Source organism: Lysobacter silvisoli, from assembly GCF_003382365.1.
GTDB lineage: Bacteria > Pseudomonadota > Gammaproteobacteria > Xanthomonadales > Xanthomonadaceae > Lysobacter > Lysobacter silvisoli.
On the sequence record NZ_QTSU01000002.1, the window covers coordinates 16,650 to 29,964 of the forward strand.

Annotated in this window: 16 protein-coding genes; 10 read left to right on the forward strand and 6 right to left on the reverse strand. The window is 71.0% G+C overall.

Annotated features, from left to right (window positions below):
* Positions 1-170: 170 nt before the first annotated feature.
* The 3 genes from DX914_RS11315 to DX914_RS11325 are packed head-to-tail and all read left to right on the forward strand — an operon-like array spanning position 171 to position 2,084.
* The gene (locus DX914_RS11315; RefSeq protein ID WP_158549260.1) at positions 171-1,040 is read left to right on the forward strand and encodes an AraC family transcriptional regulator; all 870 of its coding nucleotides are present in this window, start codon (positions 171-173) and stop codon (positions 1,038-1,040) included.
* Positions 1,041-1,075: 35 nt separating this feature from the next.
* Positions 1,076-1,591 carry a hypothetical protein gene (locus DX914_RS11320; RefSeq protein ID WP_115859244.1) on the forward strand — a complete coding sequence of 172 codons (516 nt, stop codon included), beginning with the start codon at positions 1,076-1,078 and terminating at the stop codon, positions 1,589-1,591.
* A complete protein-coding gene (locus DX914_RS11325; RefSeq protein ID WP_115859245.1) occupies positions 1,581-2,084 on the forward strand; it encodes a cytochrome P460 family protein in 504 nt (167 codons plus the stop codon). Before DX914_RS11320 ends, DX914_RS11325 begins: the two co-directional genes overlap by 11 nt.
* A 627-nt stretch (positions 2,085-2,711) precedes the next feature.
* Here the strand turns inward: DX914_RS11325 and DX914_RS11330 are convergent.
* Genes DX914_RS11330 through DX914_RS11340 form a run of 3 tightly spaced genes read right to left on the reverse strand, consistent with a single transcriptional unit; the run spans position 2,712 to position 4,830 of the window.
* Positions 2,712-3,059, reverse strand: coding sequence for an immunity protein Imm33 domain-containing protein (locus tag DX914_RS11330; RefSeq protein WP_115859246.1), 348 nt, complete (start codon positions 3,057-3,059; stop codon positions 2,712-2,714).
* 26 nt (positions 3,060-3,085) lie between these two features.
* Complete coding sequence (locus DX914_RS11335) at positions 3,086-4,522, reverse strand: NAD(P)(+) transhydrogenase (Re/Si-specific) subunit beta (protein ID WP_115859247.1); 1,437 nt, start codon at positions 4,520-4,522, stop codon at positions 3,086-3,088.
* Positions 4,519-4,830 carry an NAD(P) transhydrogenase subunit alpha part 2 gene (locus tag DX914_RS11340; protein WP_055900736.1) on the reverse strand — a complete coding sequence of 104 codons (312 nt, stop codon included), beginning with the start codon at positions 4,828-4,830 and terminating at the stop codon, positions 4,519-4,521. Before DX914_RS11340 ends, DX914_RS11335 begins: the two co-directional genes overlap by 4 nt.
* A gap of 134 nt (positions 4,831-4,964) precedes the next feature.
* Between DX914_RS11340 and DX914_RS11345 the strand changes: the two genes are divergently transcribed.
* From DX914_RS11345 to DX914_RS11360, 4 genes are all read left to right on the forward strand, one after another.
* Complete coding sequence (locus DX914_RS11345) at positions 4,965-5,309, forward strand: hypothetical protein (protein ID WP_115859248.1); 345 nt, start codon at positions 4,965-4,967, stop codon at positions 5,307-5,309.
* A gap of 72 nt (positions 5,310-5,381) precedes the next feature.
* Positions 5,382-5,903: an RNA polymerase sigma factor gene (locus tag DX914_RS11350; RefSeq protein ID WP_115860126.1), complete on the forward strand. Its 522-nt coding sequence runs from the start codon at positions 5,382-5,384 to the stop codon at positions 5,901-5,903.
* A complete protein-coding gene (locus tag DX914_RS11355; protein ID WP_115859249.1) occupies positions 5,900-6,298 on the forward strand; it encodes a hypothetical protein in 399 nt (132 codons plus the stop codon). The genes DX914_RS11350 and DX914_RS11355 overlap by 4 nt, the downstream gene beginning before the upstream one ends.
* A gap of 5 nt (positions 6,299-6,303) precedes the next feature.
* A complete protein-coding gene (locus DX914_RS11360; protein ID WP_115859250.1) occupies positions 6,304-6,792 on the forward strand; it encodes a DUF3106 domain-containing protein in 489 nt (162 codons plus the stop codon).
* A gap of 248 nt (positions 6,793-7,040) precedes the next feature.
* On the opposite strand, the gene DX914_RS11365 is transcribed toward DX914_RS11360, so the two are convergent.
* The 3 genes from DX914_RS11365 to DX914_RS11375 form a co-directional block, all read right to left on the reverse strand.
* Positions 7,041-7,307, reverse strand: coding sequence for a hypothetical protein (locus DX914_RS11365; protein WP_115859251.1), 267 nt, complete (start codon positions 7,305-7,307; stop codon positions 7,041-7,043).
* Between the two features lie 85 nt (positions 7,308-7,392).
* Positions 7,393-8,493 carry an NAD(P) transhydrogenase subunit alpha gene (locus tag DX914_RS11370; protein ID WP_115859252.1) on the reverse strand — a complete coding sequence of 367 codons (1,101 nt, stop codon included), beginning with the start codon at positions 8,491-8,493 and terminating at the stop codon, positions 7,393-7,395.
* A gap of 116 nt (positions 8,494-8,609) precedes the next feature.
* On the reverse strand, positions 8,610-10,913 hold the full coding sequence (locus tag DX914_RS11375) for a DUF1631 family protein (protein ID WP_115859253.1): 2,304 nt from the start codon (positions 10,911-10,913) through the stop codon (positions 8,610-8,612).
* A gap of 128 nt (positions 10,914-11,041) precedes the next feature.
* Here DX914_RS11375 and DX914_RS11380 point away from each other — a divergent pair, with 128 nt between their 5' ends.
* From DX914_RS11380 to DX914_RS11390, 3 genes are read left to right on the forward strand one after another with little or no spacing between them, the layout of a single operon-like run.
* Positions 11,042-11,650: a nitroreductase family protein gene (locus tag DX914_RS11380; protein ID WP_115859254.1), complete on the forward strand. Its 609-nt coding sequence runs from the start codon at positions 11,042-11,044 to the stop codon at positions 11,648-11,650.
* A complete protein-coding gene (locus DX914_RS11385) occupies positions 11,647-12,573 on the forward strand; it encodes a 5'-3' exonuclease (RefSeq protein WP_115859255.1) in 927 nt (308 codons plus the stop codon). The genes DX914_RS11380 and DX914_RS11385 overlap by 4 nt, the downstream gene beginning before the upstream one ends.
* Before the next feature lie 29 nt (positions 12,574-12,602).
* Complete coding sequence (locus DX914_RS11390) at positions 12,603-13,145, forward strand: NUDIX hydrolase (protein WP_115859256.1); 543 nt, start codon at positions 12,603-12,605, stop codon at positions 13,143-13,145.
* Positions 13,146-13,315: the final 170 nt, after the last annotated feature.

Sequence of the window (13,315 nt, forward strand, 5' to 3'; positions counted from 1 at the left end):
TCCGTCCGCAGGCATGCCCGGGCCACGCCCGGGCTCCTTTTTTCCCACGGTCGCCGCGGCCGCCGATTGGCTCCATCGCGTCCGCGGAAATTGGTTCTCCAGCGCGCGCGCGTGGCTGGCTAGGGTGGCTGCAACGGCGCCGGACGCGCCATCGCCCCACGAGCCCCGACATGAGCCTGCGCTACCACGCCCTGCGATTCGCCGAGAACCTGGACCTGCACGAGCACGGCGGCGACCGCCTGCATCTGGTCCGCGCCGCCGCCCGCGGCGCCCAATTGGAGCTGCCCGCGCAGTGGCTGTCGTACTGCCTGCCGCTGTCGGGCCGGCTGCGCTGCGAATCGCTGGACAGCAGTTGGGAGCTGGACGCCGGTCACGCCCAGCTCTGGCGCGAAGGCCCGCTGCGCATCGGCGCGCGCCAGCCCTGCGGCTGGCTGGTGCTGGCCGGCTCGGCGGCGGCCTGGGCGCCTTACCTGCGCCAGCGCCACGACGATGCGACCGAGCCGCTCAGCGCCGACCTGTTCCCCTGGGAGGGCCCGGCCGCGCGCGAACTGCGCCGCCTGACCGTGCGCCTGACCCGGCGCGCGCGCGATCGCGACCACGACCTGGCGCCGCTGCTGGAGGCACTGAGCGCGGCGTTGCTGGATCAGCAGCGCGACCTGCACGCGCGCCTGCACCGCTGCAGCGGCCGTACCCTGCGCCGCCGCCAGCAGACCCTGCTGCGGCTGCTGCGCGTGCAGCACCTGATCCGCCGCCACCCCGACGCGCGCCTGGACCTGGCGCGGCTGGCGCGCAGCGCCAGCTACTCGCCCTGCCACCTGATCCGCATCTACCGCGACGTGTTCGACGAGACCCCGACCGAATACGCCGCGCGCCTGCGCGCCGATCGCGCCTGGCGCATGGTGCGCGAGACCCGCATGCCGGTGTGCGAGATCACCGAGGCGCTGGGCTTCGAAAGCCAGAGCGCGTTCTGCCGCGCGTTCAAGCATTCCTTCGGCCTGACCGCCACCGAGGCGCGACGGCTGGACTGCCAGGCCGCCTGACCCACCCATCGCCACGTTCCATCGAGGATCCACGCATGCACCGCTCCGCACCACCCGTCCGCTCGCTGCCGCTTTACGTGTTCGCCGCCGGTGCCGTCGCCGGCAGTCTGGACATCCTCTACGCCATCGGCTTCTGGTCGTTCAAAGGCGTGCCCGCTGCGCGCATCCTGCAGAGCATCGCCGCCGGCGTGCAGGGCAAGGACGCGTTTGCCGGCGGTGGCGGCAGCGCCGCGCTGGGACTGGCGCTGCACTACCTCATCGCCCTCGGCATGGCCGCGGCTTTCGCCCTGGTCGCGCGCTACCGCTGGCCGGGCCTGCTCGCGCGGCCGGTGCGTTACGGCCTGCTCTACGGCCTGCTGCTGTACGCGCTGATGACCTACGTGGTGGTGCCGCTGTCGGCCGCGCCCGGTGGCGGTGGCGGCAACGCGCTGTGGATCGGCTGCAGCCTCGTCGCCCACGCGGTGCTGGTGGGCCTGCCGATCGCGCTGATCGTGCGCCGCGCCTTCGGCGGCGGCACGCCCGTGCGCATGGAGGCCGTCGGTGCGCGCTGATACTCGGTTGTTTGCCTGGGTGTTGGCCGCGGCCGCCGCGCTGCCGGCGCTGGCCGCCGCGCCGGAGTCCAAGCTGCCGGGGCCGGCCGAGATCCCGGCCGGCTACCGGCATTGGACCCACGTCAAAAGCGGCCTGATCCCGCCCGGCCACGCCGCCTACGCCAGCTTCGGCGGCCTGCACCACATCTACGCCAACGATCGCGCCCTGGCCGGTTACCGCGACGGCCGCTACGCCGACGGCGCGGTGTTGGTCTACGACCTGTTCGACACCCGCGACACCGCCGACGGCAGCCTCGACCAGGGCCCGCGCCGCCACATCGACGTGATGGTCCGCGACGCCCGCCGCTACGCCGCCACCGGCGGCTGGGGCTATGCCGAATTCGCCGCCGGCGATACCCGCGACCGCCTCAGCGACCGCCAACGCAACGGCTGCGCCGCCTGCCACCGCAGTCGCGAGGCACAGGGGCAGGTGTTCAGCGAGTGGAAGGACTGATCCCGAAGGCGGCCAGGGACGGCTGCCGGTTTTTGGAGTAACGGCTGCCCTCACCCCAACCCCTCTCCCGTAAACGGGAGAGGGGCTAAAGCGGCAGACGGCGTCGGATATGTCCCCTCTCCCGCCTGCGGGAGAGGGCTAGGGTGAGGGGGTGAGCGCAGCGAATGCTCTTGCTCCTCGCTCGGGCCCCGAACTCGCAGCCCAAATAGAGAATCCGGAGGGCGGCGCACAGGAGGTGCGCCGTTTTTCGCCGGCACAGGATGTGCCATCGAAAAATCCCCGCGCCCACTCCGCTCTCGCACGGGAGCTCTGGCGTAGCGTTTTTCTTTGGTTACTTTCTTTTGACGCTTATCAAAAGAAAGTGACCCGGCCGCTTGCGGACGGAAGCTGTTGCTGTTGCTTCGACCAGCACACCCAAACACCTGCGCGAGTTCGGAGCTGGTCGCGGCTCACGCCGCTCCTACCCCAAGGCCGCAGAGCAGCCCCCCCGCCGACCGAGGGCTTGGTTGGAACTGTGGATTCGCGGTCGCAGCTTGCGCAGCTCCTACAGGGGCAAGCTTGGCGCTCGTAGGTGCGGATTCGCGGTCGCGGCTTAGGCCGCCCCTACCCCAGAGCGCGCGGCGCGGACTACGGGCACGGTTCGAAATCGGCGGTGCGACGCCATGGTGCGTCGCCCGTATCGCGTTCCCAGGCGCTGCCTATCGGGCCGGCCAGCACCTCGGCCAGGCTCGGATCCATCTGCAAGAAACTGCGTATGGGGCAGATCTTAGGCGGATGCGCATCCAGCCAGTCCTGGCTTTCCTCGCCGCTGAGGAACACCCAGCCCGAGTCGTGCTCGTTGTTCGGCGCCAACCGGTAGGCGAAACGCACCGGCCTGCGCTGCGGGCCCATCACTTCGTCCGAAGCCAGCACCAGCGGCGCGAACGCCGCGAACTTGTCCTGAGCCGCCGTTTGCCTCTTCTTGAACGGCCACATATCGCAGCACCGTCAAAGACGCGGACTCAGTGCCCGCCGCCGTCCAGCGCCTTGAGCTCCGACACCAGCGCGCTGGCCATCTCGGCGCCATCGCCGAACAGCATGCGGGTGTTGTCGGCGTAGAACAGCGCATTCTCGATGCCGGCGAAACCGGTGCCCTTGCCGCGCTTGATCACGATGGTGTTCTTGGAGTTCACCACGTCCAGGATCGGCATGCCGTAGATCGGCGAGGACGGATCGGTCTTGGCCACCGGATTGACCACGTCGTTGGCGCCGATCACCAGCGACACGTCGGTGTTGGCGAACTCCGGGTTGATGTCGTCCATGTCCGCGATCATGTCGTAGGGCACGCCGGCCTCGGCCAGCAGCACGTTCATGTGGCCCGGCATGCGCCCGGCCACCGGGTGGATCGCGAACTTCACCTTGACTCCGCGCTCGGTGAGCTTCTGGGTCAGCTCCCAGATCTTGTGCTGCGCCTGCGCCACCGCCAGGCCGTAGCCCGGCACGATCACCACGCGTTCGGCGAAGGCCATCATCGCAGCCACGTCGCCGGCCTCGATCGGCTTCTGCGAGCCGGAGATTTCCTGGGCCTGGCCGCCTCCGCCGAAGTTGGAGAACAGCACGTTGCGGATCGGCCGGTTCATGGCCTTGGCCATCAAACGGGTCAGCAGCATGCCGGCCGCGCCGACCATGGTGCCGGCGATGATCAGCGCCTCGTTGCCTAGCACATACCCTTCGAACGCCACCGCCAGACCGGTCAGGGCGTTGTACAGCGAGATCACCACCGGCATGTCGGCGCCGCCGATCGGCAGGGTCATCAGCACGCCCAGCGCCAGCGCGACCACGAAGAAGGCGATGATCGCCGGCACGTTGAGGGTCAGCACCACCACCACGCCCAGCGCCACCAGCGCCAGCGCCACGGCGGCGTTGAACAGCTGCTGGCCCGGAAACACCACGCGCCTGTCCAGGCGCCCGTCCAGCTTGGCCCAGGCGATGATCGAGCCCGACAGCGACACCGCGCCGATGGCCGCGCCGATCACCGCCAGCACCACCGTGGCGCTGGGCTGGTGCAGTTCGACCATGCCGGCCTGCAGCTGCGCCAGCAGCGGGTCGGAGGATTGGGTCGAGGCGAAGCGCAGCAGCTCGACCGCGCCGATCGCCGCCGCCGAACCGCCGCCCATGCCGTTGTACAGCGCCACCATCTGCGGCATATCGGTGATGGCGACCTTCTTGCCCGAGATCCAGGCCAGCGCGGTGCCGATCACCAGCGCCAGCACGATCAGGCCCAGGTTGTGCAGGTCCGGCAACAGGAAGGTCGCCGCCGTGGCGATCACCATGCCCATGCCGGCCCAGCGGATGCCGCTGCGCGCGGTGACCGGAGAAGCCATGCGCTGCAGGCCCAGCAGGAACAAGGTGGCGGCGACGAAGTAACTGGCCGACGCCAGCAGCACCTGCGCGCTCATGCCGCGCCTCCGGACTTGCCGGCCGGCTTCTTGCTGGCCTTGAACATCTCCAGCATGCGTTCGGTGACCACGTAGCCGCCGGCCGCGTTGCCCGCGCCCAGCAGCACCGCGACGAAGCCGATGGCCTTCTCCAGGGTCGTGTCGGCATGGCCCAGCACCACCATCGCGCCGATCAGCACGATGCCGTGGATGAAGTTGGACCCCGACATCAGCGGCGTATGCAGGATCACCGGCACTCGCGAGATGATCACGTGGCCGGCGATGGCCGCCAGCATGAAGATGTACAGCGCCACGAACCCGTCGCCCATCTTTAGCTTCCCCATGCGATGTCTGGCGCATCATAACGTTCCATGAACCGGGCGCCAGCGTTGTCAACCGTGACCGCGCCCGGGCGTTTGCCATCTCGCAGGGCCCGCCGCGGCCCCACCGCGAGGAATCCCCGATGAAGCACGCACTGCACGCCGCCGCCCTGGCCTGCCTGACTGTGGGCCTGGGCCTGGCCGGCAACGCCGCCGCCGGCGACCACGGCGACCGGGTCGAACGCCGCATGGAGCGCCACGGCGAGCGCATCGACCAGCGCCTGGACCGCCGCGGCGACCGCATCGAGGCCCATAGCGACCGCCGTGCCGCGGCGCTGGCCGCTCACGGCCACGAGCGCGCGGCCGCGCGCGTGGACCGCCACGGCGAACGCACCGAGGCCCGCCTGGACCGCCGTGGCGACCTGGCGCAAGCGCGCTGGGAGCGCCGCGGCGAGCGCTACGACCGCCGCTGGGACCGCCGGCATTAAGCCTTGACGCGTATGCTGCAAGCCGTGTCCATCGACGCCGACGACCTGGCCCTGGCCGCGCCGCCCGACGGCATGGCCGCGCGGCCGCCCGCCACGCTGGAGGAATTCCTCGCCGGCATCGGCACGCGTGCGTTCCGCTTCGCCGAACTCGGCCTGCGCCAGCGCGACGACGCCCTGGACGCGGTCCAGGACGCGATGGTCAAGATGCTGGGCTACCGCGAACGGCCGGCGGCCGAATGGACGCCGCTGTTCTGGAGCATCCTGCGCAGCCGCATCGTCGACCTGCAGCGGCGCCGTACCTTCCGCCTGCGCTGGCTGCTGCCGGCCGCGCGCGAGGACGAGACGCCGCTGGACTGGGCCGACGATGGACCCGACCCGGCCCGCACCCACGACGGCCGCGAGGCCTATGCGCGGCTGGCCGACGCCCTGGGCGCGCTGCCGCGCCGCCAGCGCGAGGCCTTCAGCCTGCGCGTACTGGAAGAACTCGACGTCGCCACGACCGCGCGGGCGATGGGCTGCAGCGAAGGCGCGGTAAAGACACACCTGTCGCGCGCGCGCGAAGCGCTGCAGCGGCACTTGGAGGACTGGCGATGAATTCCGAACACCCCCGCTCCGGCGGCAACGACCACGACGACGCGCGCTTCGACGCCGCAATGCGCGCCCTGCACCGGCGCGCCGTCGACCGGGTCGCCCCGGCCACGCGCGCGCGCCTGCGCGACGCCCGCTTCGAGGCCACCGCGCGCGTGCCGCGCCGCGGCCTGGGCTGGGCCCTGGCCAGCGGCACCGCGGCGGTGTTCGCGCTGGCGATCGGCCTGCAGCAGCAGCGCGACCCGCAGGCTGCAGCCCCGCCGGCCACGGCGCCCCTGGCCGCGCACCTGCCCGCGCCCGAGGCCGCCTACGACAGCAGCACCGCCCTGGCCTCGCTGGACGAGAATCCCGATTTCTACCTGTGGCTGGCGTCGGCCGACGACCTGCCCGCAACGGAGTAAGCGCCATGTTCCGCCTTCCCTCCCGCTCCGCTCTGGCCGTGCTGCTCGGCGCGGCCCTGCTGGCCGCGGCCCCGGCCTACGCCGGCGGCCCGAAACCGCCCGCACCCAACGGCGCCGCGCCGCTGCCGGCCTGGGAGCAGCTCAGCCCGCAGCAGCGCGAGCAACTGATCGCGCCGATGCGCGAGCGCTGGAACGCCGAGCCCAACGAGCGCCAGCGCATGCTCGACCATGCGCGCCGCTGGCAGCAGATGACGCCCGAGGAACGCAAGCGCGCGCGCCACGGCATGCGCCGCTGGGACGGCATGGGCCCGGAGCAGCGCGAAGAGGCGCGCGCGCTGTTCGGCCGCATGCGCAACCTCAGCGAACCCGAACGCGAGGCCCTGCGCGAGCGCTGGCGCGCGATGACGCCCGAGCAGCGGCGCGAGTGGATGGACGCCAACGCGCCGAAGCTACGCGAACGTGGGCCGAAGGATGAGGCGCGGCCGCAGAGGTAGCGATTGCTTTGCGCCTCGCCTTTGATTGAGGGATTTACTCTTCGGCTCGCCGTAAAGTCGAAAGCAACGGCACCCCCCCTAGCCCCTCCTTTTTTCAGCGGGGGAACCGCGACGAAGGGGAATCGCATTCGGCGAGGGACCGCAGGCAGATCTGCCTGCCACGGCATCACTGCCGCCCCCTGCTTTGAGCCCCCCTTTGCTGAGGGGGAATTGCTCTTGGACTCTTGGGCTCTTGCCCACGCCAAGCCCTACTCCGCCTCCACATCCACCCGCGGCGCATCCGGCCGCTGCCGGTCCAGCGACTGCCGATAACGCACGCAGCCGCGCAGGAACGCCGGCCACTCGGGCACGGCTATGTCCGGCGCGGTGCGCTCGGGCAACAAGTCCCACAGCTGCGGATGGTGCCAGCACAATTCGTGCAGGCTGCTGTCGCGATGTGCGCGTATGCCGGCGCGCAGGCGCCGCACTTCCTCGCGCAAGGCCTGCGCGGTCATCGCTTCCAGATCGTCGTCCATAGCGCGCTCCGCCGCCCGTAGAGCGGCAGGATGCGCAGCGACCGGTTAAGCGCGTGCGTGGAAGGGGTGAACGTGCGGCCCGGGTTCAGGCCGCCGCGCGCTCCGGCCACACCGTCTTGGCCAGCAGTTCGTCGTTCCAGTCGAACTTGAGCTCGCCGCCGTCGACGAACAGGCTGACGAAGTTGAGCACGTTGCGCGCGTACATCTCGCTGGCGTGCACCGCGCCGCTGCTGGCCAGGTTGAGCGGACCGGCCACGGTCACGCCGTCGGCGTCGACGGTCTCGCCCGGCTGGGTGCGCTCGCAGTTGCCGCCGGTTTCAGCCGCCAGATCGACGATCACGCTGCCGGGCTTCATGCCGCCGACCATGGCCGCGCTGACGATCTTCGGCGCGGGGCGCCCGGGCACCGCGGCGGTGCAGACGATCACGTCCACGTTCTTGAGGTGTTCGCCCAGGCGGCGCTGCTGCTCGGCACGCTCCTCGTCGGTGAGCTGGCGCGCGTAACCGCCCTCGCCCGCGGCGCTCACGCCCAGGTCCAGGAACTTGCCGCCCAGCGATTCGATCTGCTCGCGCGTCTCCGGGCGCACGTCGAAGCCTTCGACCTGCGCGCCCAGGCGCTTGGCGGTGGCGATGGCCTGCAAGCCGGCCACGCCGGCGCCGATCACCAGCACCTTGGACGGGCGGATGGTGCCGGCGGCGGTGGTGAGCATGGGGAAGAAGCGCGGCGCCAGGGTCGCTGCGATCAGCACCGCCTTGTAGCCGGCCATGCCGGCCTGCGAGCTGAGCACGTCCATGGCCTGGGCGCGGGTGGTGCGCGGCAGGCGCTCCAGCGGAAACGCCTGCAGGCCGCGGGCGACGATGGCCTCGCCGCGCGCGGCGTCGGCTTGCGGCGCGAGCAGGCCGACCAGGGTCGCGCCTTCGCGCAAGCGGCTCAGCGCGGCCGGTTCCGGCGGTTGCACGCACAGCACCAGGTCCGCATCGCCCAGCGTCGCGGCCGCGTCGTCGGCGAGCTCGGCACCGGCGTCCACATAGGCCTGATCGGTGAAGCTGGCGCCGCGGCCGGCGCCGCGCTGCACGCGCACCTTCGCGCCGCGCGCGATCAGCTTCTTGCAGGTCTCCGGCGTCAGCGCCACGCGCCGTTCGCCCGCTGCGGTTTCGCTCGCTACGCCGATGGTGATGCCCGCCATGCTTCGCTCCGTGCCCGGTGATGGGTGACTCGTCGCATCCTAGCCGAATCCTGGCCGGGAACGAGCGGTAGCGAACAGGCAAGAGCGGCGGGCGCATGGGCCCGCCGCGAGACGCGTCAGCGATGGCCCGCTGCGCGATCCAAATGCCGGCGCACTTGGCGCATGGCTTCGTCGAAGGCGTTGCGCTCGGCGCCGATGGTAAGCCGGCCTTCGGCGGCCAGGATCGCCAGTTCCTCGGCCGAGGCGGCCAGCACGCGCAGGCCGCGGCGGTTGACCAGCAAAAAACGCGTGGTCAGCGGGCTGACCCAGGCGACCTTGGCGGCGATCTGCTCGCCCTGCAGGTCGGTCAGGCGCAGCCAGTCGCCCGGGTCCAGGCTGCGCATGCGCTCGGCCAGCACCGGATCGTGCTGGGCCGGATCCTTGCCCGGCGGCAGGTAGCGGCGCGATTCCTCCACCGCTTCGTCCTCGGCCGCGGGCAGCGGCGAGGCCGGGCGCGTGCGCCGCGCCGAATCCGGCGTGGCCAGCGCGCGCACCAGGCCGGCCATGCCGTGCTGGGCGGCGCTGTCGTCCAGGCCGGAACTGGCCAGGCACTGCACGATCAGCGGTTGCAGTTCGATCAGGCGGTCGGCCAGTTCACGGCCGCGCTGTTCGGCGGCCAGGCGATCGGCTTCGATCAGCGCATCGCCCAGCGACAAGGCTTCGTCGCGCTTGGCTTCGCCGCCTTCGCGCAGCAGCACCTGGACCAGGTGATGGCGCCAGGGCATGGCCAGGAAGTCGGCCACGGCCTGGGTCAGCGGCGGCTCGGCCAGGCGTTCGCGCAGGGCGCTGTCGGCCTGGTTGCGCGCGGCGCCCAGGCGCTCGCGGCCGTAGGTGGACTTGGCCGCGCGCTGCTCCTGCAGCTCGACCCGGCGGCGCTGCTGCGCCAGCAGGGCGTCGAGCTCGGCATGCGCCATCTCGAACACGGCCACGTCTTCGTTGTACTCGGCGACGATGCGCTGCGAGATCTCGGTGGCGCGATCCAGCAGTTCGCGGTCCTGCGGGGTCTCGCCGTCGTTGCCTTCGCAGGCCTCGGTGATCGCGTCGAGCAGGCGCCGCGCGGGGTGCTCGCGCTTGACGAAGACTTCGTTGTCGGTGAGCGCGACCTTGACGTAAGGCAGCACCAGGCGCGCATACAAACGACGCGCGCGGTCCTGCAACGCGTGGTTGCGGAACAGCGAGTCGAACAGCAGCGCGACCAGGTCGATCGCGTCGTCCTCTTCGGCGCTGAAGCAGGTCTGATCGGGATTCAGGCCGATCCGGCGCGCGCCGTCGTGCAGGTGGTCGCGGATGCTCTCGCCCAGGCGGCCGGACACGGCCAGGGCGCGCGCGAACGCGTCCGGCGGTTCGGGCTGCAGCATGGACGCCACGCTGACGACTTCGTCGACGCGCAGTTCGCGGCGGGGCGCCATCGAGCGCTGTGGGGCATACGTCGGGGGAACGGCGCCGGACCGGGACAGTCCTTCGCGCCAGGCATGCAATTGGCTGCGCAAATCGGCGAGCTCGCTGGCCATGGCCGCGATGTCGGCTTGCGACATCGGCGGGCGTGGGGGTTCGTGTTGGCCGGCGTATCCGCCGGGCGGCGCAGAACCGGGCGCGCCGCCGTAAGCGCCGTAAGCGGCGCCCGGCGCAGGCCCCCCAAAGCCCGCGCCGTAGGGTTCGTGGGGCACGTCGCCGAAACCGGACGGACGCATGGCTTCGCGCTCGCGCGGCGGCTTGACCGGCGCGCCCAGGCCGGCACCCGCCGCCACCCCGTAGCCGTTGCTGGCCAGCAGGGTGTTGACGCGGCCGTACAGGTCGCCGAGCAGACGCGCCAGTTCGTGTTCGTACTGGCGGAACAGCCGGGCGCGCAGCGCCTCGGGCAGTTGCGCTTCGACGAAGGTTTCGACGAAGGCCGTGACCAGCCGCTGCGGGCCGATCGGATTGGCGCCGGCGGGCAGGTTCATGGCCTCGGAGACCGCGGCCAGACGGCTTTGCACCATGTCCAGCGGGCGCGCGTAGCGGCCGCACAGGGACTCGGTCAGGCGCTCGCCGGCCAGGTCGAATTCCAGTTGGTTCTCGTCCACCAGCCGCATCGGCACATCGCCGCCGCTGCGGATGCGCAGGGCGCGGAACTCGTCGAAGCCCTTGGCGATCTGCTGCCGGTAGGCCATCACATGGCTGGCCTGATGCTGCCGCAGGACCCACAATGCGGCCTGGTCCTCGTACTGGTGGTGGCGCCCGTCGCCCTTGAGCGAGTCCACCTTCATGGCGTCCTCGATCGGCCCGTACAGGGTGCCGGGCAAGCCGCCCAGCACTTCCAGCGCCAGCCGCTTGATTTCCTCAAGCATGCGCAAGGGATCGGTACGCGTAGCGCTGGCGACGCCGTGCAGGTGGCCGGACACTGCGATTTCCCCTGTTGCCGTGTAAGCGTTTGCTGTGTGGACTGAACGTGCCGTTTTTAGGCAGTTCGCGTCAGCATAGTGGCAAGATACGACAGCGAATGCACACCAAAACTGAGCTTTTGTGACTGATGTCCCGAATCGACCCTGACCTCCGCCTAGATTCCGAAAAAGCGTTAGCGGCTTTGGACGCTCGCCGTTCCGTGCCCGCCAAGCAGCTCACCGAACCCGGCCCGGACCCGGCCCAGCTGCGGCGCATGCTGCGCTCGGCGGTGCGCGTGCCCGACCACGGCAAGCGGGTGCCGTTCCGCTTCCTCAGCATCGAAGGCGAGGCCCGCCACGCCCTGGGCCGCCGGGTCGCCGAGCGCGGCCAAGCGCTGGACCCCAACGCCGGCGAAGCCGCGCGCGACAAGGACCTGGGCCGTTTCGCCTACGCCCCGCTGGTGGTGGTGGTGGTGGCTCAACTCGGCCCGGACGAGAAGATCCCCGAGCAGGAGCGCCTGCTGACCGCCGGCTGCGTCTGCTTCGCCCTGCTCCAGGCCGCGCAGGCGCTGGGCTACGGCGGCTGCTGGCTGACCGGCTGGCCGGCCTACGACCGCCAGGTCGCGTCCTGGCTGGGCCTGGGCGAGCACGAGCACGTGGCCGGCTTCATCCATATCGGTACGCCCAAGCTGGACCCGCCGGAACGCGACCGCCCCGATCCCGAGGCCCTGCTCAGCGCCTGGACGCCGGCGGCGTGAGCGCCGCGCACACGCCGCTGTACCTGGTCGATGCCAGCCTGTACGTGTTCCGGGCCTGGCATTCCATGCCCGACGAGTTCCAGGACGCCGAGGGCTGGCCGACCAATGCGGTGCACGGTTTCGCCCGCTTCCTGGTCGAACTGATCGAACGCGAGCGGCCGCGCCACATCGCCATCGCCTTCGACGAAGCCCTGGATTCCTGTTTCCGCAACGCGCTCTACCCGGCCTACAAGGCCAACCGCGACCCGGCCCCGGAGCAGCTCAAACGCCAGTTCGCGCACTGCAAGTCGCTGTGCCGGGCACTCGGCCTGGCAGTGCTGGCGCACACCGAATACGAGGCCGACGACCTGATCGGCAGCGCGCTGCACGCGATGCGCGGCCACGGCTACCGCGGCGTGATCGTCTCGGCCGACAAGGACCTGTCGCAGCTGCTGGAAGAGGCCGACCAGCAGTGGGACTACGCGCGCGGCCTGCGCTGGAACGCGGCCGGCGTGCCCGAGCGCCACGGCGTGCAGGCCAGGCAGATCGCCGACTATCTGGCCCTGACCGGCGACGCGGTCGACAACATCCCCGGCGTGCCCGGCATCGGCGCCAAGACCGCCGCCGCGCTGCTGGGCCACTTCGGCAGCCTGGACGCGCTGCTGGCGCGGGTGGAGGAAGTGCCCTACCTGCGCCTGCGCGGCGCCGCCAGCGCCGCCGCCAAGCTGCGCGAGCATCGCGAGCTCGCCCTGCTCTACCGCCGGCTCACCACCATCGCCCTGGACGCGCCGCTGGGACCGGGCGCGTCGCCGTTCGCGCGCGGCGCCGGCCTGGCGCCGGAACTGTCGGCGCTGTGCGAATCGCTGCGTTTCGGTCCGATGACCCGGCGCCGCCTGCACGAGGCCGCGGGCCTGGACTTCGCCACGTCACAGCTTCCGTCGTAGCATCGGCACACAGGCTACGCGGGGACACGATGAACGATCCGGTCGAAACGCTGTACGACGGCCAGTGGCTGCGCATGATGCGCCGCGGCCGCTGGGAATACGCCGAGCGCACCCACGGCAACGGCATGGCGGTGATCATCGTCGCCGTCACGCCCGAGGATAAGGTGCTGTTCGTCGAGCAGTACCGCGTGCCGCTCAACGCCCGCACCATCGAAATGCCGGCCGGCCTGGTCGGCGACGACCACGACACCGACACCCTGGAAAGCGCCGCGCGCCGCGAGCTGATCGAGGAAACCGGCTGGCAGGCCGAGCGCGTCGAAGTGCTGCTGACCGGCCCCACGTCCTCGGGCATGAGCAGCGAGCGCATCGCCTTCGTCCGCGCCAGCCGCCTGCGCAAGGTCGGCGACGGCGGCGGCGTGGACGGCGAGGACATCGTGGTGCACGAAGTCGCGCGCGCCGACGCCCCCGCCTGGCTGATGCGCAAGCACGCCGAAGGCTACGAGCTGGACCTCAAGCTCTGGGCCGGGTTGTGGATGATCGAGCGCAATCCGGATGGGTCGGACGCGGGCTGAGCCGGCGCCCCCCAAGGCCGCTCGCAAGATTGACGCCTCGCATCAGACAGCAGCTTTCAGCTCGCGTTGAGCACCTGGAGCAGGCGCAGTCATCGAGCACCGCTCCATATGTCCGAAGCGGGAATCGCATGTGCTATCGACCTATTCCGACGGCTACCGCCATGTCGTCG

What these genes read in the sequence shown, in the direction of transcription:
- DX914_RS11315 (WP_158549260.1), top strand. Translation starts at nt 171, where the DNA reads ATGAGCCTGCGCTACCACGCCCTGCGATTCGCCGAGAACCTGGACCTG.
- DX914_RS11320 (WP_115859244.1), top strand. Translation starts at nt 1,076, where the DNA reads ATGCACCGCTCCGCACCACCCGTCCGCTCGCTGCCGCTTTACGTGTTC.
- DX914_RS11330 (WP_115859246.1), bottom strand. Translation starts at nt 3,059, where the DNA reads ATGTGGCCGTTCAAGAAGAGGCAAACGGCGGCTCAGGACAAGTTCGCG.
- DX914_RS11335 (WP_115859247.1), bottom strand. Translation starts at nt 4,522, where the DNA reads ATGAGCGCGCAGGTGCTGCTGGCGTCGGCCAGTTACTTCGTCGCCGCC.
- DX914_RS11340 (WP_055900736.1), bottom strand. Translation starts at nt 4,830, where the DNA reads ATGGGCGACGGGTTCGTGGCGCTGTACATCTTCATGCTGGCGGCCATC.
- DX914_RS11345 (WP_115859248.1), top strand. Translation starts at nt 4,965, where the DNA reads ATGAAGCACGCACTGCACGCCGCCGCCCTGGCCTGCCTGACTGTGGGC.
- DX914_RS11350 (WP_115860126.1), top strand. Translation starts at nt 5,382, where the DNA reads ATGGCCGCGCGGCCGCCCGCCACGCTGGAGGAATTCCTCGCCGGCATC.
- DX914_RS11355 (WP_115859249.1), top strand. Translation starts at nt 5,900, where the DNA reads ATGAATTCCGAACACCCCCGCTCCGGCGGCAACGACCACGACGACGCG.
- DX914_RS11360 (WP_115859250.1), top strand. Translation starts at nt 6,304, where the DNA reads ATGTTCCGCCTTCCCTCCCGCTCCGCTCTGGCCGTGCTGCTCGGCGCG.
- DX914_RS11365 (WP_115859251.1), bottom strand. Translation starts at nt 7,307, where the DNA reads ATGGACGACGATCTGGAAGCGATGACCGCGCAGGCCTTGCGCGAGGAA.
- DX914_RS11370 (WP_115859252.1), bottom strand. Translation starts at nt 8,493, where the DNA reads ATGGCGGGCATCACCATCGGCGTAGCGAGCGAAACCGCAGCGGGCGAA.
- DX914_RS11380 (WP_115859254.1), top strand. Translation starts at nt 11,042, where the DNA reads ATGTCCCGAATCGACCCTGACCTCCGCCTAGATTCCGAAAAAGCGTTA.
- DX914_RS11390 (WP_115859256.1), top strand. Translation starts at nt 12,603, where the DNA reads ATGAACGATCCGGTCGAAACGCTGTACGACGGCCAGTGGCTGCGCATG.